We start from the raw sequence: 22,325 nt of genomic DNA, 5'->3' as shown, positions 1-22,325 counted from the left end.
CCGTCGGTGTGTGGGGGGAGCGGCGTTCGGCGCCGTGGGGGCGCCGCCGTCAGAGGGCGGCGCGGCCGGCCGCGAAGACGCGGGCCTGCTCGGCGACGCGGCGGCCGAGGTGCGCGGCGGTCTCAAGGTCCGCCTTGTGGACGCCCTCGGGGCCCTGGTCGTTGTTGCTCTGGGCGCCGGCGCCGAGGAAGAAGCCGAGGCGGTTGAGGTCGTTCTCCGACGCCTCGGAGGTGTTCCAGCCCGGGTGCAGGCCGAGGCTCACCCAGTGCATGCCGTGCTGGCCGGCCAGGATGCCGAAGAACTGCAGGGTGTGCAGCTTGTCGCCGCTCTTGGAGCCGGAGTTGGTGAAGCCGGCGGCCAGCTTGTCGCGCCAGGCGTTGGTGAACCAGCGCTTGGAGGTCGCCTCGGCGAAGGTGTGGAAGGCGCCGGAGGCCGTGCCCATGTAGGTCGGCGAGCCGAAGACGATCGCGTCGGAGGCGTCGAGCAGCGCCCACTGCTCCTCGGTGATCTTGTCGACCTCGATCAGGTGCACGGTCGCGCCGGTCTCGGCGGCGCCGGTGCGGACGGCCTCGGCGAGGACGGCGGTGTGGCCGAAGCCGGAGTGGAAGGCGATCGAGACAACGGGCGTGGTCATGGGGGTCTCCTGAGGCAGAGCTGAGGGGGCCGGCCGGCCGCTGCGGGCCGTGCCGATAACCAAAGGAAAGCACTAACTTTTGGTTAGCGCAACCCCTGAGGAAGCGCTGCGGGAGAGTACGCTGGGTTTATGACAGCCGACGGCACCGCAGCACCGACCAGGAAGATCACCTGTACCGAGGCGCTCGCCTTCAACGTCTACGCCCGCGACTGCCCGTCCCGGGAGACCCTGTTCGACATCACCGGCCGCTGGGGCTCGCTCGCCCTCACCGCGCTGCTGGAGAACACCCTCCGCTTCAACGAGCTGCGCCGCCGCGTCGAGGGCGTCAGCGAGAAGATGCTGTCCCAGACGCTCCAGGCCCTGGAGCGGGACGGAATGGTGCAACGCACGGCACAGCCCACCAACCCGCCGCGGGTGGACTACCGCCTGACGCCGCTGGGCGAAGAGGTCGCCAAGCGGCTGATGGGCGTGATCGAGCTGGTGCAGGAGCGGCAGGCGGACATCGACGCCGCACGGGAGCGGTACGACGCCTGCCACCGGCCGGCCTGACGGCTCAGACGCGCGGCGGCCGCTGGCAGCGCGGGCAGAAGTAGCTGGACCGGTTCATCCAGGGGCTGCGCCGCATGGGCGTGCCACAGCGCCGGCAGGGCTCGTCCTCCCGCCCGTAGGCGTCCAACGAGCGGTCGAAATAGCCTGATTCGCCGTTCACATTGACGTAGAGGCTGTCGAAGCTGGTACCGCCGGCCGCCAGCGCCTCGTTCATGACCTCGCGGATGTGGGTGAGGAGTTCGGCCGTGCGGGGACGGGTCAGACCGGCTGTGGGGCGGTCGAAGTGCAGCCGCGAGCGCCACAGCGCCTCGTCGGCGTAGATGTTCCCGACCCCGCTGATCAGCGACTGGTCGAGCAGGGCGCGCTTCACCGTGGTGCGGCGGCGGCGCAGCGCGGCGTGGAACGCGGCCTCGTCGAAGGCCGGGTCCAGGGGGTCGCGCGCGATGTGGGAGATGACGTCGGGCAGCGCGTCCGCACTGCCCGGCACGGTGTCGTGGAGCGAGAGCCCGCCGAAGGTGCGCTGGTCGACGAAGCGCAGCTCGGTGCCCGCGGCGTCGTCGAACCGCAGCCGGACCCGCAGGTGCTTCTCGTCCGGCGCGTCCTCCGGCTGGACGAGGAGCTGGCCGCTCATGCCCAGGTGGGCGAGGACGGCCCGGCCCGAGGGCCCTTCCAGCGGCAGCCACAGGTACTTGCCCCGGCGCCGTGCGAGGCCCAGCCGCTCCCCGGTGAGCTGCGCGGCGAAGTCGGCGGCGCCGGCGAGGTGCCGGCGGACGGCCCGGGGGTGCCGGACCTCGACGGAGGCGACGGTGCGGCCGGACGCCCAGGCCGCCAGCCCGCGCCGGACGACCTCGACCTCGGGCAGTTCGGGCACGGTGTTCCTCCGGGAACGGCATCTGTGGGGGCGAACGGGAAACGGCCGGCCCGGGGTGCGGAAAGCACCCCGGGCCGGCCGGTGGTTCACTGCGCGGCGGGCTGCGCTCCGCCACTGGTGGGATCGGTGTCCCCGTCGACGACCGGCTCCGCGGACGCGGTGCCGGTCGCGGCGGGTGCCGTCGTCCCGTCGGCCTTGACGGCCTTGTCCTGCTGCTTGACCGGCTTGGCGGCCGGGGCAGCCGTGGCCGGCTTCCCGGTTCGTTCGGCCTCCGCGGCCTTGGCCCGGGCCTCGGCCGCACCGTGGATGGCGCGCCAGGCGGACTCGGCCGCCTGCTGCTCGGCCTCCTTCTTGCTGCGGCCGGTGCCGGTGCCGTACTCGACACCACCGACGCGGGCAGCAGCCGTGAAGGTCTTCTCGTGGTCCGGACCCGTCTCGGTGACGAGGTACTCGGGCACGCCCAGCCCCTCCGTCGCCGTGAGCTCCTGGAGGCTGGTCTTCCAGTCCAGGCCGGCGCCGAGGTTCGAGGACTTCTCGATCAGCGGGTCGAAGAGCCTGTGCACCAGTTCGGCGGCGGCGTCGAGCCCCTGGTCGAGGTAGACGGCGCCGATCACCGCTTCCAGGGTGTCGGCGAGGATGGAGGCTTTGTCACGGCCGCCGGTCCCCTCTTCGCCCCGGCCGAGCCGGATGAACGAGCCCAGGTCGAGACCGCGTCCCACCTCGGCCAGCGCCCGCGAGTTGACCACCGCGGCCCGCAGCTTGGCCAGTTGGCCCTCGGGCAGGTCGGGGTGGATGCGGTACAGCGTGTCCGTGACCACCAGGCCGAGGACGGAGTCACCGAGGAACTCCAGCCGCTCGTTGGTGGGCAGACCGCCGTTCTCGTAGGCGTAGGAGCGGTGGGTCAGCGCACGCACCAGAAGGGCGGTCTCGAGTCTGTACCCGAGCCGCCCTTCCAGAAGCGTGTGAGACGAGGCTGCGTCCTGTGGCGCCGGTCCGGATCCTGTCCCGCGTCCGCGGGACGGCGTATTGGCGTCTGACATGGAGCCTGTCACCCGCCGATCAGACCTCGAGGACCTGGCGCTTGTTGTAGGTGCCGCAGCTCGGGCACGCGATGTGCTGCTGCTTCGGCTCGTGGCAGCGCTCGCACGCCACCAGGGTGGGGACCGCAGCCTTCCACTGCGACCGGCGGTGGCGCGTGTTGCTGCGCGACATCTTCCGCTTCGGAACAGCCACGGCTACTTCTCCTGTGAGTCATCCCCGGCGGACCGGGGTGCGTTGTCCATCTCGCCGTCCTGGTCGGATACGGCGAGTCCCTGCAGTGCCGCCCAGCGAATGTCGTGGACGTCGTGGTGGTGGTCCGGGTCGTCCGCGAGCCGCGCCCCGCATTCGGGGCACAGACCCGGGCAGTCCTCCCGGCACACCGGCTGCAGCGGCAGTGAGAGCACCACCGCGTCCCGCAGCACGGGTTCGAGGTCGAACAGGTCGCCCTCAAGGAAGAGCGTGTCCTCCTCGTCCTCGTCGTCGTCAGCGGGCTCCGCCACGGGGCGGTTCCGGCTGTCGGCGTCGGGGTAGGAGTACATCTCCTGGAAGTCCGCCTCGAGCTCTCGCTCCAGCGGCTCCAGACACCTTACGCACTCCCCGGTGAGCGGCGCACGGGCGGTGCCTGTGACGAGCACCCCTTCCATGACCGACTCCAGTCGGAGGTCGAGCTCCACGGTCGCGCCCTCGGCGACTCCGATGACCTCGATGCCGAGGTCGGCCGGGGCCGGGATCGAGCGGGAGAGCCGCTTCAGCGCACCGGGACGCCGGCCCAGCTCGTGCGTGTCGAACACGAGGGGGGAACGGTGATCGAGGCGGGCGTTCAGGGCTTCCTGCTTTCTACGCTGCGGCGAAGGCGGCCCGTGATCGCGCGCCGTACGAAACCTCGTACGCCACGCCGCGGGCAGCCGGGATCGCGAATGTACGCGCGACCGAACAGTCAGGATACTGGACGGTCCGCCCCTGGCCCAATCGTGCCTTCCGCACCGGCTTCGGGCCCGCGCCCGGGGCCGCCTCCGGGACCGGCCGGGACCGGCTCAGCGCCCCTGTTCGTAGCGCCGGAGCTGTTCGAGGTCGATCATGCTCGTGTCGAAGAAGCTGGTCTCGTCGAGCGCGGCGCCGCCCTGGGGCGGTACGACGACCACGCCCTCCAGCGGGGCGTCCGGCGCGGGGTGGACCGGCTGGTGGGCCGCCGGGTAGCCCTGACCGTACCCCTGGTCGTAGCCCTGTCCGTACCCGTGTCCGTACGCCTGCTGCCCCGCGTCCTGGGCCGGCCAGCCGTAGCCCGCCTCCTGCCCGGGATGGCCGCCGGTGGTCCCGCCGGCCGCTCCGGCCGCGTACGGGTCCGTCTGGCCGGGGTACTGCTGCCAGCCGCCGTACGCCGGCTCCGGGGCCGGCTCCTGCCGGGGGGCCCGGGGGGCCGGGGAGGCCCAGTCGGACCGCGGCTCGGCGGCCGGGGCCGGGTGGGCGGCGAGCTCCGCCAGGAAGTCGGCGTCCGTGGCGGGGCGGTCGGCCGCCGGGCGGCCGTCCTGGGCGGCCAGGTGGGCGCCCAGTTCGTCCGCCGGGCGGGCGCCGAGCAGCCTCTCCCGGCCGCGGCCGACCGCCTCCAGCGTCTTGGCCAGAACCGCGGAGACGGCCGTGAGCTTGGCGTCCACGTAGGCGTCGGCGTTCTGCCGCTGGATGACCGGGTCGCCGCTGCGCTCGGGGGCGTCGGCGGAGTCCTCGGGGGTCCCGGAGCCGTCGCCGAGGCCGAGCAGCTTCTCCCGGCCGCGCTCGACCGAGCCGCGGGTCTTGGTGAGGACGACCTCGAAGTTGGCGAGCTTGCCGTCGACGTAGTCGTCGGCCTGGGCGCGGATCTCGGCGGCCTCCCGGCGGGCCTCCGCGAGGATGCGGTCGGCCTCCTCGCGGGACTCGCGGGCGACCTCGGTGTCGGAGATCAGGGAGCCGCGCTGGGCGCGGGCGGACTCGATGATCCGCTCGGCCTCCTCGCGGGCGTCGGCGACCAGCCGCTCCCGGCCGCCGATCAGCTCCCTCGCCTGCGCGAGGGAGTCCGGCAGGGCGGCCCGCACCTCCTCCAGGAGGCCGAGCAGTTCGGCCCGGTTGACCACGCAGGACGCGGACATGGGCAGCGAACGGGCCCCGGCGACCGTCGCGACGATCTCGTCGAGCTTCTTCTGGACGTCCACCTTGACGCTCGCCACTCTCTCCCGGACGACGGCTACGAACGCCACGACTGTACGGCCGCCGGCCGCCGCCCGGCAGCTACTGACGAGTGTCGGTTCCGGGTGGCGGCTCAGCCGCGCGCGAGGCGCTCGGTGAGGGCGTCCAGCACGGCCGGCGGGACCAGGTGGGAGACGTCGCCGCCCCAGGCCGCGACCTCCTTGACCAGGCTGGAGGAGAGGAAGCTGTAGGTGGGGTTGGTGGGGACGAACAGGGTCTCGACGCCCGAGAGCCCGTTGTTCATCTGGGCCATCTGGAGCTCGTAGTCGAAGTCGCTGACCGCCCGCAGGCCCTTGACGATGGCCGGGATGCCGCGGTCCTTGCAGAAGTCGACCAGCAGGCCGTGGAAGGACTCCACCTCCACGTTCCCGTACTCGGCGGTGACCTCGCGGAGCAGGTCTATCCGCTCGTCCACCGTGAAGAGGCCCTGTTTGGATTTGTTGATCATCACGGCCACGTGCACGACGTCGTACAGCCTGGAAGCGCGGGCGATGATGTCGAGGTGTCCATTGGTGACGGGGTCGAACGACCCCGGACAGACGGCGCGGCGCAACAACGGTGGTTCCTCGCTCTCCGGTGCGTTCATGGCGTGCGTGACGTGCTCGGAGCGTTGTCGGTGCCGCACGCCGAGGCGGCGCGACCGTACCAAAGGGTTCCCTCGCCGTAGCGACGGGCCCTCAGCCCCTCGAAGCCCTCGGGCCAGTGGAACGTGCCGCCCCGGGTGGCGCGCTCGACGGTGACCAGCGCGTCCTCGGCGAGCCAGCCACCGGCGCGGAGTGTGAGGAGGATCTCGCGGAGTTCGTCATCGGTGACCGCGTAGGGCGGGTCGAGGAAGACGATGTCGTAGGGGGCGGCCGGGGCGGGGCCCGCCGCGATCTGCTCGGCCCGGCCGGTGCGCACCTCGGCGCCCGGCAGGCCGACCGTCCGGACGTTGTCCCGGATCACCTTCGCCGCCCGGGCGTCGGCCTCCACCAGCAGCGCGTGCGCCGCGCCGCGCGACAGCGCCTCCAGGCCGACGGCGCCCGACCCGCCGTAGAGATCGAGGACGCGGGCCCCCTCCAGCGGGCCCAGCAGGGCCGTCCAGGTGGAGAACAGGCCCTCGCGCGCCCGGTCGGAGGTCGGACGGGTACCGGTGCCTGGCGGTACGGCGAGGCGGCGTCCGCCGGCGGTTCCGGCGATCACGCGGGTCATGGGGGTGGGGTCCTTCGGGGGTGCGGGCGGAGGGCGGCGGGGGTTCGCCGCTGCCCTCAGCGTAGGCCGTGCCCCGGGGACCCGCCCCGGGGCTCCGCCCGCCGCCTACTCCGCCGGGAGCTCGGTGAGCTGGTAGAGCTCGGGGACGGAGACCTTGATCGGCTCCTGCGTGGTGCGCGCGATCACCACGACCACCGGCTCGTCCGCCGAGGGGTTCTCCTCCCGGTGCGGGACGAACGGCGGGACGAGGAGGAAGTCGCCGGGGTGGGCGGTGATCCGCACCTCCTCCGTGCCGTCGTGGAAGACGAACACCGGGTGCCCGCTGACCACGTAGATGCCGGCCTCCGAGGCGCCGTGGTGGTGGTTGTCGGTCGCGCTCAGCGGCGGGTTCTCCACCATGCCCATCCACAGCTTCCGCGAGCCGACGGTGTGGCCGCTGATGGCGGCGTAGCCGTCGAGCTCGCCGGCGCGCACGTGGTGGACCCGGTTGTTGGGCTTCGCGTCCCCGTCGGTGTCCGGCGTGGTCGCGGCGTTCCGCTGCACGGTCATCGGCTGCCTCCCTGATCACTTGCGGCCCCTGTCGGCCGGGCATCAGGCTGCGGCGGCGGTGCCCGGACGAGCAACCTTTGTTGCTCGAACGGCAACACGCGCCGCTCCCCCGGTGTCACCCCTTGTCCAGGTACCGCTCCCGTTCCTCGTCCAGCAGGGCGTCCAGGGCCGTGCGGAGCGCCGGGAAGGACTCCAGCTCGGGATCGGCGGCGACCACGGCCGCCGCCTCGTCACGGGCGGCGGCGATGACCTCCTCGTCGTCGATGACGGTGAGCATCCGGAGGGAGGACCGGACGCCGGACTGGGCCTGGCCGAGGACGTCGCCCTCGCGGCGCTGCTCCAGGTCGATGCGGGAGAGCTCGAAGCCGTCCAGGGTGCCGGCGACCGCGCCCAGCCGGGCCCGCGCGGGGCTCGCCTCGCCGGCCTCGGTGACCAGCAGGCACAGGCCGGGGGCGGACCCCCGGCCGACCCGGCCGCGGAGCTGGTGCAGCTGGGAGACGCCGAACCGGTCCGCGTCCATGATCACCATGACGGTGGAGTTGGGGACGTTCACGCCCACCTCGATCACGGTCGTGGCCACCAGGACGTCCACCTCGCCGGCGGCGAAGCGGCGCATGACGTCGTCCTTGGCCTCGGGCTGCATCCGCCCGTGCAGCACCTCCACGCGCAGGCCCGCCAGCGGCCCCTTCGCCAGCTGCGCGGCGACGTCGAGGACGGCGAGCGGCGGCCGCTTCTCGGGGTCGTCCGGCCCCTCCCCGGGCTTCCGCTTCGTGCCCTCCTCCTCGTCCCCGATGCGCGGGCACACCACGTACGCCTGGTGCCCGCCCTCGACCTCCTCGCGCACCCGCTCCCAGGCGCGGGTCAGGAAGTGCGGCTTGTCCTTGGCGGGGACGACGTGGGTGGCGATGGGCGAGCGGCCGGCGGGGAGCTGGTCCAGGACGGACGTCTCCAGGTCGCCGAAGACGGTCATAGCCACCGTGCGCGGGATCGGCGTGGCGGTCATCACCAGCAGGTGCGGCGGTTGCTTTCCCTTGGAGCGCAGCGCGTCCCGCTGCTCGACGCCGAAGCGGTGCTGCTCGTCCACCACGACCAGCCCCAGGTCGTGGAACCGCACCTTGTCCTCGATCAGGGCGTGGGTGCCGATCACGATCCCGGCCTCGCCGGTCGTCAGGTCCAGCAGGGCGCGGCGGCGGGCCGGGGCGCCCATGGAACCGGTGAGGAGGACGACCTTGGTGCCCTGGTCGGCGCCGCCGAGCAGACCGCCCTCGGCGAGCTCGCCCATCATCTCGGTGATCGACCGGTGGTGCTGCTGGGCCAGCACCTCGGTGGGCGCCAGCATCGCCGCCTGCCCGCCCGCGTCCACGACGGCGAGCATGGCGCGCAGCGCGACCATGGTCTTGCCACTGCCGACCTCGCCCTGGAGGAGCCGGTGCATGGGGTGCTCGGTGGCCAGGTCGTCGAAGATCTCGGCGGAGACGGTGCGCTGGCCGTCGGTGAGGGTGAACGGCAGCTTGGCGTCGAAGGCGTCGAGCAGGCCGCCGGGGGCGGGCTTGCGGGCGACCGCCGGGAGCTGGGTCTCGGCGTGCCGACGGCGGGCGAGGGCGACCTGGAGGACGAACGCCTCGTCCCACTTCAGGCGGGCGCGGGCGTCCTCGATGTCGGCCTTGGTGCGCGGCCGGTGGACCTTGCGGAAGGCGTCCGGCAGCTCGGCCAGGCCGCGGCCCTCGCGGAGCGCGGGCGGCAGGGGATCGACGAGCCCGCGCCAGCCGTCGGCCTCGAAGAGGTCGAGGAGGGTGTCCACCGCCTTGGTGAGCTTCCAGGACTGGAACTGCTTGCAGGCCGGGTAGAGCGGCAGCAGCCGGCCCGCGAAGTCCGCGGCGGCCTCCGCGCCGCTGTCCCGGTCGAGCAGCTCGTAGTCGGGGTGGAGCAGCTGCCGGGAGCGGTTGAACACCGACACCTTGCCGGCGAACATGCCGCGGCGGCCCGGGACCAGCTCCTTCTCGCGCGCATAGGCGCCGCGCCCGAAGAAGACCAGGGTCAGGGCGCCGCTGCCGTCGGTGACGACGACCTCCAGGCGGACGCCGCGCCCCTGGTTGAACGTCTTCATGGCGGCCTTGGAGACCTGGGCGACGACGGTGACGTGCTCGTCGAGCGGCAGGTCGGCGAGGCGGGTCAGCTCGCCGCGCTCGGCGTAGCGGCGCGGGTAGTGGTGCAGGAGGTCGCCGGCGGTGTGCAGGCCGAGGTGCTCGGCCATCACCTTCGCGGTGGTGCCGCCGAGGATCTTCTTCAGGGGCTGGTCGAGCTGCACAGTGCTCTCCGGGGTTCTCCGGATCCTCCGGACGTCGGGTACGGGCACGTCCCATTGCACACCACGGCACTGACAACGCCGGGCAGCACCGCTATTCGACGCCGATGAGCAGGGGCGCGGGCTGCCGGCCGCCCCGGTAGACGACGGTGTCCACGGCGAGGTGGCCGCCGCGGACGTGCCGTTCCAGGCCCTCGGCGAAGCCGGCCGGGGCGTCGTCGGCGACGACGAGGGTGACGAGTTCGCCGCCGGCCGCGAGCATCCGGTCCAGCACGGTGGCGGCGGTGGCGGCCAGGTCGGCGCCGATGACGGCGACGTCCCCGTCGATCAGCCCGAGCACGTCGCCGGCCTGGCAGACGCCCGCCATGGTCCAGGACCGGCTCTCGGCGACGGTCAGCTCCGCGTAGCGGGTGGCGCCGGCGGCGGAGGTCATGGCGACGACGTCCTCGTCGAAGCGGCGGCCGGGCTCGTGGACGGCGAGGGCGGCGACGCCCTGGACCGGGGAGCGGGTGGGGATGAGGGCGACCCGGACGCCCTCGGCGCGGGCCTGCTCGGCCGCCGCGGCGGCGGTGTGCCGCAGGTCGGGGTCGTTGGGCAGGAGGACGACCTCGCGGGCGTGCGCGCGCCGGACCGCCTCGACCAGCTCACCGCTGGCGGGCGGTTCGCCGGGCCGGACGGGCACGACGGTCGCGCCGGCCTCGGCGCACAGGGCGGCCAGCCCCTCGCCGGGGACGACCGCCACGACGGCCCGCTGGGCGGGCTCGGGGGCGCGGGTGCGCTCGTCGGCGGCGGCGCCGAAGTGGGTGATGCGGATCCGGTACGGGCGTCCGGCGTCGACGCCGGCCTCCACGGCGGCCCCCGCGTCGTCCACGTGGACGTGCACGTTCCAGAGGCCGTCGCCCCCGACGACGACGAGCGACTCCCCCAGCGCGTCCAGCCGGGCGCGGAGCCGGGCGACGGCGGCGTCGTCCGCCTCCAGCAGGTAGATCACCTCGAAGGCGGGGCCCGTCCCGGGCGCGGCGCCGTGGGCGCCCCCGGCCGGGCAGCCGTCGGCGGGGCGGGGGGCGGAGATCCGGGCCGGGCGGGCGTCCGGCGTGGCGCCGCCCTCCAGCGCCGCCACGAGCGCCCCCAGGACCTCCACCAGGCCCTTGCCGCCCGCGTCGACCACCCCTGCCCGGCCGAGGGCCGCCAGCTGGCCGGGGGTGGCCTCCAGGGCCGTACGGGCGGCGGTGTGCGCTGCGCGGGCCACGGCGGCGGCGTCGCCCTCGGTCCGGGCGGCGGCGTCGGCCGCGGCGGCGGCCACGGTGAGGACCGTGCCCTCGACGGGCCGGGCGACGCCCTCGTACGCGGAGTCCACGGCGCGGCGCAGCGCGCGACCCAGGAGGTGACCCTGGTCACTCCCGCCGCTGTCCTTCAGCACCTCCGCCATGCCCCGGAACAGCTGCGCCAGGATCGTGCCGGAGTTCCCGCGCGCGCCGATCAGGGCGCCGTGGGCCATGGCCCGGACCGCTTCCGACAGGCCGGGGCGGGCGCCGGGCCCGGCGGTGGCGTGCGCCTCGAAGACCGCCTCGACGGCGCGGACCGCGGACTCGGCGGTCAGGTAGAGGTTGGTTCCGGTGTCGCCGTCGGCCACGGGATAGACGTTGATCGCGTCGATCTCCTCGCGGGCCCGGCCCAGGGCGTCGAGCGCCAGGGCGCACCAGGCGCGTACCGCGGCGGCGTCGAGCGGGTGCGGCACCTGGGGGTCCTCCTCGGGGTGGGTGGCGGTGGGCGGTGACCCGTGGGCACAGTAGTCGTGCGGGCCGCTCCACCGGGCCGGCCGGGCGGGATACGGGCCGGTCATGGTAGTTTCGTTGTCCTGGAGCGGTCGTTGTATGCTGCTCCGGTTGCCTGACGAGAGTCAGGCCATCCCCCTGACACTGCCGGTCGCTCTCTGAGATCTCGGCACGCAGGGATTCACCGTACGTGCCTGTCGTCCTCGCGTGAGCGAGGGTGACCCGTCTTTGGAGTAACCCGTGGCTGCCAACTGCGACGTCTGCGGCAAGGGGCCGGGCTTCGGCAACAACATCTCGCACTCGCACCGCCGTACCTCCCGCCGTTGGAACCCCAACATCCAGCGGGTGCGTGCGAAGGTCGGGGCGACGCCGAAGCGGCTCAACGTCTGCACCTCGTGCATCAAGGCCGGCAAGGTCTCGCGCTAGCGGCTTCGCGTCACGCGCAGCCCTTTCCGGTTGCTGAAGGCCGGCCCCCTGAGGGGGCCGGCTTTTTGCTGTGCCCCGGTCCCTCCCTTTCACCGATTCTTGCGGGGAGGGCCCCGCACCCCTGCAGCACGCTGCGCGCGCTGTCCTCAAACGCCGGACGGGCTGATTTCAGCCCGTCCGGCGTTTGAGGACAACCGCGCGGAGCGCGGTTTCGGGGGTCTGGGGGCTTGCCCCCAGGAATCGGCGAAGGGGCGGGACCGGGGCACAGCCCGCCGCAGGCGGACTCAGCGCAGCGCCCACCCGTGGTCCACCGGCCCGATCCCCTCCCCCAGCGGGAACCCGGCGGCGATCGCCCCGGTGACGTACTTCTTCGCCGCCCCCACCGCGTCCGGCACGGACAGCCCCTTCGCCAGCCCGCACGCGATCGCGCTCGCCAGCGTGCACCCCGTCCCGTGCGTATGCCGGTTGTCGTGACGCGGGGCACGCAACAGATGCTCCGACGTTCCGTCCGTCAGCAAGTCGACCGCGTCACCGGGCAGGTGACCGCCCTTGATCAGCACCCACCGCGGCCCGAAGGCCAACACGGCGTCCGCGGCCCGGCGGAGGTCCGCCTCGGACGTGACGTGGACGCCGGTGAGCCAGGCGGTCTCGTCCAGGTTGGGGGTGGCCACCGTGGCCAGGGGCAGCAGCTTCAGGCACAGAGCGTCCAGCGCCGACGCGGCGAGCAGCGGATCCCCGTGCTTGGAGACGCCCACGGGGTCGACCACGACGGGCGCCCCGACCCCCGTCAGCAACTCGGCGACGGTCTCCACCAGCTCCGCCGAGGCCAGCATCCCGGTCTTGACGGCCTGGACGCCGATGTCGTCGACGACGCTGCGGAACTGGGCCCGTACCGCCTCCGCGGGCAGCGGCCAGGCGCCCTGTACGCCGCGGGAGTTCTGGGCGGTGACGGCGGTGAGGACGCTCATGCCGTGCGTCCCCAGGGCGAGCATCGTCTTGAGGTCGGCCTGGATGCCGGCCCCGCCGCCGGAGTCGGAGCCGGCGACGGTCAGCACACGCGGGGGTATCGGCATGAACACCAACCTACGCGCCCCTCAGTCGTCCTCCGCCTCCGGCAGGTCCTCGTCGCCGAAGTGGTCCCAGCCGCCCGCCCGCTCCCAGGGCGCGCCGTCGACGGTCACCTGGGGCAGGGCGGACGGGTTGACCACCTCGCCGATCACCTTCCAGCGGGCGGGCAGCTTCACGTCCGGCGGGAAGGTGGCGACGATGGCGTGGTCCTCGCCGCCGGTGAGCACCCACTGGAGCGGGTCGACGCCCACGGCCTGCCCGATGTCGGACATCTGCGTGGGGACGTCGATGGCCGCCGTGTGCAGGTCGATCCGGACCTTGCTGGCCTCGGCGATGTGCCCGAGGTCGGCGATCAGCCCGTCGCTGACGTCGGTCATGGAGGTGGCGCCGAGCGAGGCGGCGGCCGGGCCCGCGTGGTACGGGGGTTCGGGACGGCGGTGCGCCTCCACGAAGGCCCGGGGGGAGCGGAAGCCCCGGGAGAGGACGGCGAGTCCGGCCGCCGACCAGCCGAGCCAGCCGGTGACCGCGACGACGTCGCCCGGCTGCGCGCCGGAGCGCATCACGGGTTCGTGGTTGCGGAGGTCGCCGAGGGCCGTGATGGACACGGTGATGGTCTCGCCGCGCACCACGTCCCCGCCGACCACCGCCGCGCCGGCGACCTGACATTCGTCGCGGATTCCGTCCATGAGCTCCACCGGCCAGGTGGCGGGGAGTTCGGCCGGGACGACGAGGGCGAGGAGCACGGCGGTCGGCACGGCGCCCATGGCGGCGATGTCGGCGAGGTTCTGGGCGGCGGCCTTGCGGCCCACGTCGTAGGCCGTGGACCAGTCGCGGCGGAAGTGCCGCCCCTCCAGGAGCACGTCCGTGCTGGCCACGACCCTCCGGTCGGGCGCTGCGACCACCGCGGCGTCGTCGCCCGGTCCGAGCCGGACGGCCGGGGTGGTGGTGAGCCGGGAGGTCAGCTCCCTGATGAGGCCGAACTCCCCCAACTCGCCGACGGTGCCTTTCACTGCGCTCCTCCTCGGAGTTTCCGGTGCTGTGGTCTCGCGGTTCCCGAGGAACCGCGCGCCGCGCAGGTGGCGCGGGTCTCCCCGTGCCGTGCGGCGGCGCGGTACGGTGGCGTCTCTTCTCCCCACATGATCCTCGAAGCCGCCCTGGAGGTTCCGTGGTACAGGCGTACATCCTGATCCAGACCGAGGTCGGCAAGGCGTCGACCGTGGCCGAAGTCATCTCGAAGATCAACGGCGTGATCCAGGCCGAGGACGTGACGGGTCCCTACGACGTCATCGTCCGCGCCCAGGCCGACACCGTGGACGCGCTCGGCCGGATGGTGGTCGCCAAGGTCCAGCAGGTGGAGGGCATCACCCGGACCCTGACCTGCCCGGTCGTCCACCTGTAGTCCCTCGTATGCTCGGCCGGTGAGCACTGTGTTCGCCCGTACCGTCCCATCCGTCCGTCCCCCCCGGCCGCGCCGGCGGGCCGCCCTGTCCTTCACGGCGGTCCTGCTGGGCGCGGCCGTCGGCTGCTCGGCGGCGGACGACGCCCCGCGTCCCGAGGTGCCGGCCCCGACCGGGCGCCAGGCGGCGCTCTGCCGGGCGCTGCACAAGGAGTTGCCGGACGAGGTGGGCGGGCTGAAGCGGCGCGCCACCGATCCCGTCTCGGACTTCACCGCCGCGTGGGGTGAGGGTCCGTGGATCGAGCTGCGCTGCGGGGTGCCGCGGCCGAAGATCTTCAACGACGTGCGGACGCAGGCCGTGGACATCGACGGGGTGAAGTGGTCGCCCGAGCGGCTGCCGGACGGGAGCATCCGCTGCACCACCCCTCTGCGGCCGGTGTACGTCGAGGTCACGCTGCCGAAGAAGGTGGTCGGCGACGGCGGCGACATGAGCGCGCTCGTCGATCTCGCCGCCGCCGTCCGGAAGGCGGTGCCGTCCGACGATCCGGACGACTCCCCCGCTCCGAAGACCCCCTAGCGCAGGCCCGTCGAACGGCGCAGCGCGGCCTGGAGGAGCCGGTCCACCAGCTCCGGGTACGTGACGCCGCTCTCCTGCCACATCCGCGGGTACATGGAGATGGGCGTGAAGCCCGGCATGGTGTTGATCTCGTTGATGACGAACTCGCCGTCCTCGGTGAGGAAGAAGTCCGCGCGGACCAGGCCCTCGCAGGAGACGGCCTCGAACGCCTGGACGGCCAGCTCCTGGACGCGGCGGGTCTGCTCGTCGGTCAGCGGCGCGGGGACGATGCCGGCGGCCGAGTCGATGTACTTGGCCTCGAAGTCGTAGAAGGAGTGCGCCTCCACCGGCGGGATCTCGGCGGGCACGCTGGCGCGCGGGCCGTCCTCGAACTCCAGGACCCCGCACTCGATCTCGCGGCCCCGCAGCAGGGCCTCGACGAGGATCTTGGGGTCGTGGCGGCGGGCCTCCTCGATGGCCTCGTCCAGGCCGGAGGCGTCGTCCACCTTGGTGATGCCGATGGACGAGCCGGCGCGGGCGGGCTTCACGAAGAGCGGCCAGCCGTGCTCGCCGGCGAAGTCCAGCACCTTGCGGCGGGCGGCCTCGCGGTCGCTCTCCCACTCACGCGGGCGGATCACCTCGTACGGGCCGACAGCCAGCCCGTAGGAGATGAAGATCCGCTTCATGTACTCCTTGTCCTGGCCGACGGCCGAGGCGAGCACACCGGCGCCCACGTAGGGGATGCCGGCCAGTTCCAGCATGCCCTGGAGGGTGCCGTCCTCCCCGTAGGGGCCGTGCAGCATCGGGAAGACCACGTCGACCTCGCCGAGCGCCTTGGGCACCGAGCCGGGCTCGGCGTAGACGACCTCGCGGTTGGCGGGGGCGACGGGCAGCACGACCTCGCCCTCCGACGACTCGGCGAGCCGGTCGACGCTGGGCAGCGTACGGCCGGAGATGGCCATCCGCTCGGGGTCGTCGGTGGTCAGCGCCCAACGGCCGTCCTGCGTAATGCCGATCGGCAGCACGTCGTACTTGGTGCGGTCGATCGCGCGCAGCACCGCGCCGGCGGTGACCACGGAGATGGCGTGCTCGGAACTGCGGCCGCCGAAGACGACCGCGACGCGCGGCTTGCGGCCGGGGCTCTGGGTGGGGTTCTCGCTGCTCATATCGCGTTGAGCGTACCTGGTGACCCCGCCGGTCTCAGTGCCGCTCCGGCTTGGCGCTGCGCGCCATCAGCTCCTTCAGGGCGACCATGGGCGGCTTGCCCTCGTGCACGATGCCCACGACCGTCTCGGTGATCGGCATGTCGACATGGTGCCTGCGCGCCAGATCGAGCACCGACTCGCAGGACTTGACGCCCTCCGCCGTCTGCTTGGTGACGGCGATGGTCTCCTCCAGGCTCAGCCCGCGGCCGAGGTTGCGGCCGAAGGTGTTGTTGCGGGAGAGCGGTGAGGAGCAGGTGGCGACGAGGTCGCCCATCCCGGCGAGTCCGGCGAAGGTGTGCGCGTCGGCGCCCATCGCCAGGCCGAGCCGGGTGGTCTCGGCGAGGCCGCGGGTGATGAGGGACGCCTTGGCGTTGTCGCCCAGGCCCATGCCGTCGGCGATGCCGACCGCGAGGGCGATGACGTTCTTGACGGCGCCGCCGAGCTCGCAGCCGACGACGTCGGTGTTGGTGTAGGGACGGAAGTACGCGGTGTGGCAGGCGGCCTGGAGGCGCTTGGCGACCTCCTCGTCGCGGCAGGCGACGACGGCGGCGGCGGGCTGCCGGTCGGCGATCTCCTTGGCCAGGTTGGGGCCGGTGAGGACGGCGACCCGGTCCGGCGAGACCCCGGCGACCTCCTCGATGACCTCGCTCATCCGCTTGGCGGTGCCGAGTTCGACGCCCTTCATCAGGGAGACGAGCACGGTGTCGTCGGCCAGCAGGGGCTTCCAGGCGGCGAGGTTGCCGCGGAGCGTCTGGGAGGGCACGGCCAGGACGGTGAACGCGGCCCCGGCGGCGGCCTCGGCGGGGTCGGTGGTGGCCCGTACGGCGGAGGGCAGCTCGACGCCGGGGAAGTAGTCCGGGTTGGCGCCCTTGTTGACGGCGTCCACGACGGCGGCGCGGCGGCCCCACATGGTCACCTCGCAGCCGGCGTCCGCGAGGATCATCGCGAAGGCGGTGCCCCAGGATCCGGTGCCGAAGACGGCGCAGCGCGTCACTTGCCGTCCTCCTCGCGGCCGGTGCCGGCCTGTCGGCGGGCGGCGGCGGCCGCCCGGGCCTTCTTGAGGGTGTACGGCTCGGCGGGGGCCGGCTCGTCGCGGAGTTCGGCGAGGAGTTCGGTGATCGCGGTCATGATCTTGTCGGTGACCGCGCGGAGCACCTCGGCGGTCGGCTCCTTGTCGTGGAACTCGCTGAGGTCCACGGGCGGGCCGGCCATCACCTTGAGGGTCTTGCGCGGGAAGAGGCGGACCTTCTTCTCCTTGGCGTAGGGCGGCATGGCCTCGTGGGCGCCCCACTGGGCGACCGGGATGACGGGCGCCTTGGTGAGCAGGGCGACCCGGGCGGCGCCGGTCTTGCCCTCCATGGGCCACAGGTCGGGGTCGCGGGTCAGGGTGCCCTCGGGGTAGAAGGCCACGCACTCGCCCTTGTTGATGGCGTCGACGGCGGCGCGGAAGGCGTTGGCCGCGTCGGTGCTCTCGCGGTAGACGGGGATCTGCCCGGTGCCGCGCAGCAGGGTGCCGACGAAGCCGTTGCGGAAGAGGCCGGCCTTGGCCAGGAAGCGGGGGACCCGCCCGGTGTTGTACTGGAAGTGGGCGTAGGAGAGCGGGTCCAGATACGAGTTGTGGTTGATGGCGGTGATGAAGCCGCCGTCGGCGGGAATGTGCTCCATTCCGCGCCACTCCCGCTTGAACAGAACCACGAGCGGCGGTTTCGCCAACACCGCCGTAAAGCGGTACCAGAAGCCGATTCTGTGGCGGGACACCCGTACACCCTTCTCTTGGGACCTGGAAGCTTCCACGGGCCTGCTGCTCTCCCGGGGCCGGACAAGTGTGGCGCCAGGTACCCGGTCTGTCGAGAACACCGTAACCCCGTGCCCCTCCGGCGGCAGCGGCCGGAGTCCCGGAGCGGCGGCGCGCGGCCGAGGGCGACAATGGGGCCGGCAGGGGCCGGTGGCGACCGGGGAGGCCCGGGTGTACCGAGAAGAGGGAGTGCCGTGCGCTGGACGCTGGTGGTGCCGCTGAAGCCGCTGGCGCGGGCCAAGAGCCGGCTGGCGGCGGCCGTGGGCGCCGGATCCGGTGCGAGCCGGCCCGCGCTGGCGCTGGCCTTCGCGCTGGACACGGTGGAGGCCGCGCTGTCGTGCGCGGCGGTACGGGATGTGGTGGTCGTCACCGACGACCCGCTGGCCGGGGCGGAACTGCGGGCGGCCGGAGCCCGCACGGTCGCCGAACCGGCGGGCGGCGGTGGCCTCAACGCGGCGCTCGCGCACGGGGCGCGGACGGTCCGGGCGCACCGCCCGCGGGCGGGCGTGGCGACGCTGAACGCGGATCTCCCGGCGCTGCGCCCGGTGGAACTCGGGCGGGTGCTCGATTCGGCGGCGGAATTCCCGCGCGCATTTCTCGCGGATGCCGAGGGAATCGGGACGACGCTGTTGGCGGCGGCTCCCGGAATGCTTTTGGCGCCGGCGTTCGAGGGCCGCTCGCGCGCCCGGCACCGGGCTTCCGGGGCGCGGGAAATCGGGTTGCCGGGGGTCGATTCCGTGCGCCGGGACGTGGACACACCGGCGGACCTCCGGGCCGCACTGGCCCTGGGCGTGGGGCCCCGCACGGCCGCGGCCGCCGGGGCGTGGGCCGCCGTCGGGCCGCCCGGCCCGGCGACGGACTAGGCTCTCGGACATGCAGGCCACCGCGTACACCTACGACCCCGAGACCCGCTGCGGAAGCGTTCTCCTCGACGACGGCACCCCGGTGCCGTTCGACGCCGGGGCGTTCGACGCGGGCGGTCTGCGGCTGTTGCGGCCGGGGCAGCGGGTGCGGATCGAGCTGGCGGACGCGGCGGACGGAAGCACGGGCGAGCCGGGGCGGCGGCGTGTGACGTTGGTGACGCTGCAGACCTTCTGACGCCCGGACGGCTTTCCGTGGCGCCGTGGCGCTTCCACGGTCCCCTGGCGGCCGGTGTGAACTCCCCCGGCCCCTCCGGCATCAGGGAGACCCCGGAGCGGGCGCGAGAGGCTCCAGGGGCCGTACAGCGACCCGTACGGGCCCCGCGCGGCACGGCGCTCCCGGCTTTCGCGGCTTTCCCCGCCTCAACGCACCGCGGGCCGGGCTCCCCGAAGGGAGCCCGGCCCGGCGCGTGACGCCGTCAGCGGCTTTTTACTTCTTCTTGGCCGCGGCCTTCTTGGCGGTGGTCTTGCGCGCCGTGGTCTTGCGCGCCGGAGCCTTGGTCGCCGTGGCCTTCTTCGCCGGGGCGGTCTTCTTCGCCGTGGTCTTCTTGGCCGCGGCTGCGGTCGTCTTCTTCGCCGGCGCCGCCTTCTTCGCCGCTGCCGCCTTGGTGGCGGGTGCGGTCTTCTTGGCGGTGGTCTTCTTCGCCGCCGCCGTGGTCTTCTTGGCGGTGGTGGCCTTGGTGGCGGTGGTCGCCTTCTTCGCCGTGGTCGCCTTCTTGGCGGCCGTCTTCTTGGCGGTGGCCTTCTTGGCCGCGGCCTTGGTGGTGGCCTTGCCACCGGAAAGGCTGCCCTTGGGCGCCTTCTTCACCGCGACCTCGCCGCCCTTGGGCAGCTTCTTCGAGCCGCTCACCAGGTCCTTGAAGCCCTGACCGGCGCGGAAGCGGGGCACCGAGGTCTTCTTGACCCGGACGCGCTCGCCGGTCTGCGGGTTGCGGGCGTAACGGGCCGGGCGGTCGACCTTCTCGAACGAACCGAAGCCGGTGACCGAGACCCGGTCGCCGGCGACGACCGCACGAACGATCGCGTCGAGTACCGCGTCGACCGCGTCAGCGGCCTGCTGACGGCCGCCGAGCTTGTCGGCAATCGCTTCAACGAGCTGCGCCTTGTTCACGTCTTCCCCTTCGGAGACACCTGCTGGAATTTGTTCCAGCGTTTTCGCACGTTAGGCAGATATATACCGCAAATCAAACACGAAACGGTCTAATCACCCTTGTGCCGCAACGAACCCGACCCATCACGGAGTTCCGTCGGTGCCGCGCTCTGAAGGGAAACGGCCCTCGTCGAGGTCCTTCATCAGCCGGTCCAGACGCATTGCCGCGCCTGAGAGATCGTGTTTTGCCACGGCCGTGATGGCCAGCAGCTTCCGGGACAGCGCCATCCGTACGCCCTCCGGGACTTGCAGTGCGCGCACTCGGGAGTGCGCTTCCTTGAGTTGGTCGGCGACGAGCCGGTAGAGCCCGAGTTGGCTGTCGCGTTCCATGCACCGATTGTGCCATCTGAGGCGAGTTGTCGCCTCACAGGGCCTCAACAACGCGGTGCGCCCCCTGTCCGAAGACAGGGGGCGCATCATGCCAAACCTGGGGTGAACAGCGGAAATCGAGGGTGGTTCCGGGGCCTGGGCGCTGGGCCGAACGGGCGGGAAATCGGGCCCCGGAGCGGCCGGTAAACGGCCTCAGACCTGGGCCGTGGACGGCTTGTGGGACGGCCGGCGGGTCTCGAAGGCGGCGATGGCGGACTCGTGCCGGAGGGTCAGCCCGATGTCGTCCAGCCCCTCCAGCAACCGCCACCGGGCGTTCTCGTCAAGGCTGAAATCGGCCGTGATGCCCTCGGCCCGCACCTGACGGGCGACGAGGTCCACGGTGACCTCCGCGGTGGGGTCGGCCTCGGTCAGCTCCCACAGCCGCTCGACGGTCTCCTGCGGCAGGACGACCGTCAGCAGACCGTTCTTGAGCGAGTTACCCCGGAAGATGTCCGCGAACCGTGCGGAGATCACGGCTTTGAAGCCGAAGTTCTGCAGCGCCCACACCGCGTGCTCGCGGGAGGAGCCGGTGCCGAAGTCCGGTCCGGCGACCAGCACGGAGGCGCCCGCGCGGGCGGGGTCGTTGAGGACGAAGTCCGGGTCCTTGCGCCACGCCTCGAAGAGGCCGTCCTCGAAACCGTCGCGGGTGACCTTCTTCAGCCAGTGCGCCGGGATGATCTGGTCCGTGTCCACGTTGCTGCGGCGCAGCGGCACGGCCCGGCCGGTGTGTGCGGTGAACGCTTCCATGAGCTGCTCTTCCTCGTGGGTGGGGTGCTGGGGTGGGGTGCGCCGCGCCGCTCAGGCGGCGAGCACCGGGCCGGCCGGCAGGTCGGCGGGCGAGGCGAGCCGGCCGAGCACGGCGGTGGCGGCGGCGACCTGCGGCGAGACCAGGTGCGTCCGGCCGCCCTTGCCCTGCCTGCCCTCGAAGTTGCGGTTGGAGGTCGACGCCGACCGCTCGCCCGGCGCCAGTTGGTCGGGGTTCATGCCCAGGCACATCGAGCAGCCGGCGTGCCGCCACTCGGCGCCCGCCGCGGTGAACACCGCGTCGAGCCCCTCCTGGACCGCCTGCAGCGCCACCCGGACGGACCCGGGGACGACCAGCATCCGCACCCCGTCGGCGACCGCGCGGCCGCGCAGCACGTCCGCGGCGGCCCGCAGGTCCTCGATCCGGCCGTTGGTGCAGGAGCCTACGAAGACGGTGTCCACGGCGATGTCGCGGAGCGCCTGACCGGCCGTCAACCCCATGTACTCCAGGGCGCGTTCGGCGGCGGAGCGCTCCGAAGCGTCCTCGTACGAAGCGGGGTCGGGGACGGCTGCCGACAGCGGCGCGCCCTGCCCCGGGTTGGTGCCCCAGGTGACGAACGGGGAGAGGGCGGAGGCGTCGATGACGACCTCGCGGTCGAAGACGGCGTCGTCGTCGGTGCGCAGGGTGCGCCAGTGGGCGACGGCGGCGTCCCAGTCGGCGCCCTGGGGGGCGTGCGGGCGGTCCTTCAGATAGGCGAACGTGGTCTCGTCCGGGGCGATCATGCCCGCCCGGGCGCCGGCCTCGATGGACATGTTGCAGACGGTCATCCGGGCCTCCATCGAGAGCTTCTCGATCGCGGACCCGCGGTACTCGATGACATGACCCTGGCCGCCGCCGGTGCCGATCTCCGCGATGACGGCGAGGATCAGGTCCTTCGCGGTGACCCCTTCGGGCAGTTCGCCCTCGACCGTGACGGCCATGGTCCTGAACGGCGACATGGGCAGCGTCTGGGTGGCGAGGACGTGCTCGACCTGGCTGGTGCCGATGCCGAAGGCGAGGGCGCCGAACGCGCCGTGGGTGGAGGTGTGGCTGTCCCCGCAGACCACGGTGGTGCCGGGGTGCGTCAGTCCCAGCTGCGGTCCCACCACGTGGACGACGCCCTGCTCGACGTCGCCCAGCGGGTGCAGCCGGACGCCGAACTCGGCGCAGTTGCGGCGGAGGGTCTCCAGCTGGGTGCGCGAGACCGGGTCCGCGATGGGCTTGTCGATGTCGAGGGTGGGGGTGTTGTGGTCCTCGGTGGCGATGGTCAGGTCGGTGCGGCGCACCGGCCGGCCCGCCTTGCGCAGTCCGTCGAACGCCTGGGGGCTGGTGACTTCGTGCAGCAGGTGGAGATCGATGTAGAGGAGGTCGGGCTCGCCCTCGGCGCGCGCCACGACGTGCTCTTCCCAGACCTTCTCGGCCAGTGTGCGTCCCATCGCTGTCCCTCCGGATCGGGGTGCCGTGGGTACAGGTTGGCGGCTTCCGGGAAAACGTGAACTTGCGTTTCATAGTGTGAGACGCGAG

Annotated in this window: 26 protein-coding genes; 6 read left to right on the top strand and 20 right to left on the bottom strand. The window is 72.9% G+C overall.

What is annotated here, in order from left to right; all coding sequences use genetic code 11:
- Window positions 1-49: 49 nt before the first annotated feature.
- The gene (locus J7W19_RS23440) at window positions 50-634 is read right to left on the bottom strand and encodes a flavodoxin family protein (RefSeq protein WP_004942777.1); all 585 of its coding nucleotides are present in this window, start codon (window positions 632-634) and stop codon (window positions 50-52) included.
- A 129-nt stretch (window positions 635-763) separates the two neighbouring features.
- Here J7W19_RS23440 and J7W19_RS23435 point away from each other — a divergent pair, with 129 nt between their 5' ends.
- Window positions 764-1,183: a winged helix-turn-helix transcriptional regulator gene (locus J7W19_RS23435; protein WP_004942778.1), complete on the top strand. Its 420-nt coding sequence runs from the start codon at window positions 764-766 to the stop codon at window positions 1,181-1,183.
- Between the two features lie 4 nt (window positions 1,184-1,187).
- Here J7W19_RS23435 and mutM read toward each other — a convergent pair whose 3' ends face one another.
- The 10 genes from mutM to J7W19_RS23385 all read right to left on the bottom strand — a co-directional run bounded on the left by mutM (window position 1,188) and on the right by J7W19_RS23385 (window position 11,095).
- On the bottom strand, window positions 1,188-2,054 hold the full coding sequence (mutM, locus tag J7W19_RS23430; protein WP_004942780.1) for a bifunctional DNA-formamidopyrimidine glycosylase/DNA-(apurinic or apyrimidinic site) lyase: 867 nt from the start codon (window positions 2,052-2,054) through the stop codon (window positions 1,188-1,190).
- Between the two features lie 86 nt (window positions 2,055-2,140).
- Window positions 2,141-3,094, bottom strand: coding sequence for a ribonuclease III (gene rnc, locus J7W19_RS23425; RefSeq protein WP_233478159.1), 954 nt, complete (start codon window positions 3,092-3,094; stop codon window positions 2,141-2,143).
- 19 nt (window positions 3,095-3,113) lie between these two features.
- Window positions 3,114-3,287, bottom strand: a complete 174-nt coding sequence (rpmF, locus tag J7W19_RS23420; protein ID WP_003951102.1) for a 50S ribosomal protein L32 — start codon at window positions 3,285-3,287, stop codon at window positions 3,114-3,116.
- Between the two features lie 2 nt (window positions 3,288-3,289).
- Window positions 3,290-3,886: a YceD family protein gene (locus J7W19_RS23415; protein WP_004942785.1), complete on the bottom strand. Its 597-nt coding sequence runs from the start codon at window positions 3,884-3,886 to the stop codon at window positions 3,290-3,292.
- 243 nt (window positions 3,887-4,129) lie between these two features.
- Entirely contained in the window at window positions 4,130-5,278 is a 1,149-nt protein-coding gene (locus tag J7W19_RS23410; RefSeq protein WP_040889180.1) for an ATP synthase F0 subunit B, read from the bottom strand.
- Between the two features lie 107 nt (window positions 5,279-5,385).
- Window positions 5,386-5,898: a pantetheine-phosphate adenylyltransferase gene (gene coaD / locus J7W19_RS23405; RefSeq protein ID WP_040889183.1), complete on the bottom strand. Its 513-nt coding sequence runs from the start codon at window positions 5,896-5,898 to the stop codon at window positions 5,386-5,388.
- Window positions 5,895-6,503 (bottom strand): 16S rRNA (guanine(966)-N(2))-methyltransferase RsmD, encoded by a 609-nt coding sequence (gene rsmD, locus J7W19_RS23400; protein ID WP_004942793.1) that lies wholly within the window; start codon window positions 6,501-6,503, stop codon window positions 5,895-5,897. The genes coaD and rsmD overlap by 4 nt, the downstream gene beginning before the upstream one ends.
- Window positions 6,504-6,608: 105 nt before the next feature.
- The gene (locus tag J7W19_RS23395; protein ID WP_004942794.1) at window positions 6,609-7,052 is read right to left on the bottom strand and encodes a cupin domain-containing protein; all 444 of its coding nucleotides are present in this window, start codon (window positions 7,050-7,052) and stop codon (window positions 6,609-6,611) included.
- A 115-nt stretch (window positions 7,053-7,167) separates the two neighbouring features.
- Window positions 7,168-9,384 (bottom strand): ATP-dependent DNA helicase RecG, encoded by a 2,217-nt coding sequence (gene recG / locus J7W19_RS23390; RefSeq protein ID WP_158688760.1) that lies wholly within the window; start codon window positions 9,382-9,384, stop codon window positions 7,168-7,170.
- A gap of 67 nt (window positions 9,385-9,451) precedes the next feature.
- Window positions 9,452-11,095: a DAK2 domain-containing protein gene (locus J7W19_RS23385; RefSeq protein WP_040889185.1), complete on the bottom strand. Its 1,644-nt coding sequence runs from the start codon at window positions 11,093-11,095 to the stop codon at window positions 9,452-9,454.
- Between the two features lie 277 nt (window positions 11,096-11,372).
- Here J7W19_RS23385 and rpmB point away from each other — a divergent pair, with 277 nt between their 5' ends.
- On the top strand, window positions 11,373-11,558 hold the full coding sequence (gene rpmB / locus J7W19_RS23380; RefSeq protein ID WP_004942804.1) for a 50S ribosomal protein L28: 186 nt from the start codon (window positions 11,373-11,375) through the stop codon (window positions 11,556-11,558).
- 284 nt (window positions 11,559-11,842) lie between these two features.
- Here the strand turns inward: rpmB and thiD are convergent, their stop codons facing one another.
- Together thiD and J7W19_RS23370 are read right to left on the bottom strand one after the other, a co-directional pair.
- Window positions 11,843-12,631 carry a bifunctional hydroxymethylpyrimidine kinase/phosphomethylpyrimidine kinase gene (gene thiD, locus J7W19_RS23375; RefSeq protein WP_040889188.1) on the bottom strand — a complete coding sequence of 263 codons (789 nt, stop codon included), beginning with the start codon at window positions 12,629-12,631 and terminating at the stop codon, window positions 11,843-11,845.
- A 21-nt stretch (window positions 12,632-12,652) separates the two neighbouring features.
- Window positions 12,653-13,636 carry a thiamine-phosphate kinase gene (locus J7W19_RS23370; RefSeq protein WP_004942811.1) on the bottom strand — a complete coding sequence of 328 codons (984 nt, stop codon included), beginning with the start codon at window positions 13,634-13,636 and terminating at the stop codon, window positions 12,653-12,655.
- 155 nt (window positions 13,637-13,791) lie between these two features.
- On the opposite strand from J7W19_RS23370, the gene J7W19_RS23365 reads away from it, so the two are divergent.
- Window positions 13,792-14,025, top strand: coding sequence for an Lrp/AsnC ligand binding domain-containing protein (locus J7W19_RS23365; RefSeq protein WP_004942812.1), 234 nt, complete (start codon window positions 13,792-13,794; stop codon window positions 14,023-14,025).
- A 19-nt stretch (window positions 14,026-14,044) separates the two neighbouring features.
- Window positions 14,045-14,599 carry a DUF3515 domain-containing protein gene (locus J7W19_RS23360; protein WP_233478158.1) on the top strand — a complete coding sequence of 185 codons (555 nt, stop codon included), beginning with the start codon at window positions 14,045-14,047 and terminating at the stop codon, window positions 14,597-14,599.
- Here the strand turns inward: J7W19_RS23360 and J7W19_RS23355 are convergent.
- From J7W19_RS23355 to J7W19_RS23345, 3 genes are read right to left on the bottom strand one after another with little or no spacing between them, the layout of a single operon-like run.
- Entirely contained in the window at window positions 14,596-15,744 is a 1,149-nt protein-coding gene (locus J7W19_RS23355) for a D-alanine--D-alanine ligase family protein (RefSeq protein WP_004942816.1), read from the bottom strand. The two genes, J7W19_RS23360 and J7W19_RS23355, sit on opposite strands and share 4 nt — an antisense overlap.
- A 34-nt stretch (window positions 15,745-15,778) precedes the next feature.
- Complete coding sequence (locus J7W19_RS23350) at window positions 15,779-16,777, bottom strand: NAD(P)H-dependent glycerol-3-phosphate dehydrogenase (RefSeq protein ID WP_004942818.1); 999 nt, start codon at window positions 16,775-16,777, stop codon at window positions 15,779-15,781.
- A complete protein-coding gene (locus tag J7W19_RS23345) occupies window positions 16,774-17,541 on the bottom strand; it encodes a lysophospholipid acyltransferase family protein (RefSeq protein WP_040889153.1) in 768 nt (255 codons plus the stop codon). Before J7W19_RS23345 ends, J7W19_RS23350 begins: the two co-directional genes overlap by 4 nt.
- Window positions 17,542-17,772: 231 nt before the next feature.
- On the opposite strand from J7W19_RS23345, the gene cofC reads away from it, so the two are divergent.
- Together cofC and J7W19_RS23335 are read left to right on the top strand one after the other, a co-directional pair.
- Window positions 17,773-18,441, top strand: coding sequence for a 2-phospho-L-lactate guanylyltransferase (gene cofC, locus J7W19_RS23340; protein ID WP_004942822.1), 669 nt, complete (start codon window positions 17,773-17,775; stop codon window positions 18,439-18,441).
- Window positions 18,442-18,451: 10 nt separating this feature from the next.
- Complete coding sequence (locus tag J7W19_RS23335; protein WP_004942824.1) at window positions 18,452-18,676, top strand: hypothetical protein; 225 nt, start codon at window positions 18,452-18,454, stop codon at window positions 18,674-18,676.
- A 252-nt stretch (window positions 18,677-18,928) separates the two neighbouring features.
- Here the strand turns inward: J7W19_RS23335 and J7W19_RS23330 are convergent, their stop codons facing one another.
- The 4 genes from J7W19_RS23330 to leuC form a co-directional block, all read right to left on the bottom strand.
- Window positions 18,929-19,609 (bottom strand): HU family DNA-binding protein, encoded by a 681-nt coding sequence (locus J7W19_RS23330; protein WP_004942826.1) that lies wholly within the window; start codon window positions 19,607-19,609, stop codon window positions 18,929-18,931.
- A 123-nt stretch (window positions 19,610-19,732) separates the two neighbouring features.
- Complete coding sequence (locus J7W19_RS23325) at window positions 19,733-19,978, bottom strand: SCO5555 family protein (RefSeq protein WP_004942829.1); 246 nt, start codon at window positions 19,976-19,978, stop codon at window positions 19,733-19,735.
- Between the two features lie 192 nt (window positions 19,979-20,170).
- On the bottom strand, window positions 20,171-20,764 hold the full coding sequence (gene leuD, locus J7W19_RS23320) for a 3-isopropylmalate dehydratase small subunit (RefSeq protein WP_004942832.1): 594 nt from the start codon (window positions 20,762-20,764) through the stop codon (window positions 20,171-20,173).
- Window positions 20,765-20,815: 51 nt separating this feature from the next.
- Window positions 20,816-22,237 (bottom strand): 3-isopropylmalate dehydratase large subunit, encoded by a 1,422-nt coding sequence (gene leuC, locus J7W19_RS23315; protein ID WP_004942833.1) that lies wholly within the window; start codon window positions 22,235-22,237, stop codon window positions 20,816-20,818.
- Window positions 22,238-22,325: the final 88 nt, after the last annotated feature.

The organism is Streptomyces mobaraensis NBRC 13819 = DSM 40847, from assembly GCF_017916255.1.
GTDB lineage: Bacteria > Actinomycetota > Actinomycetes > Streptomycetales > Streptomycetaceae > Streptomyces > Streptomyces mobaraensis.
This window is presented reverse-complemented; position numbering and strand designations above follow the sequence as displayed.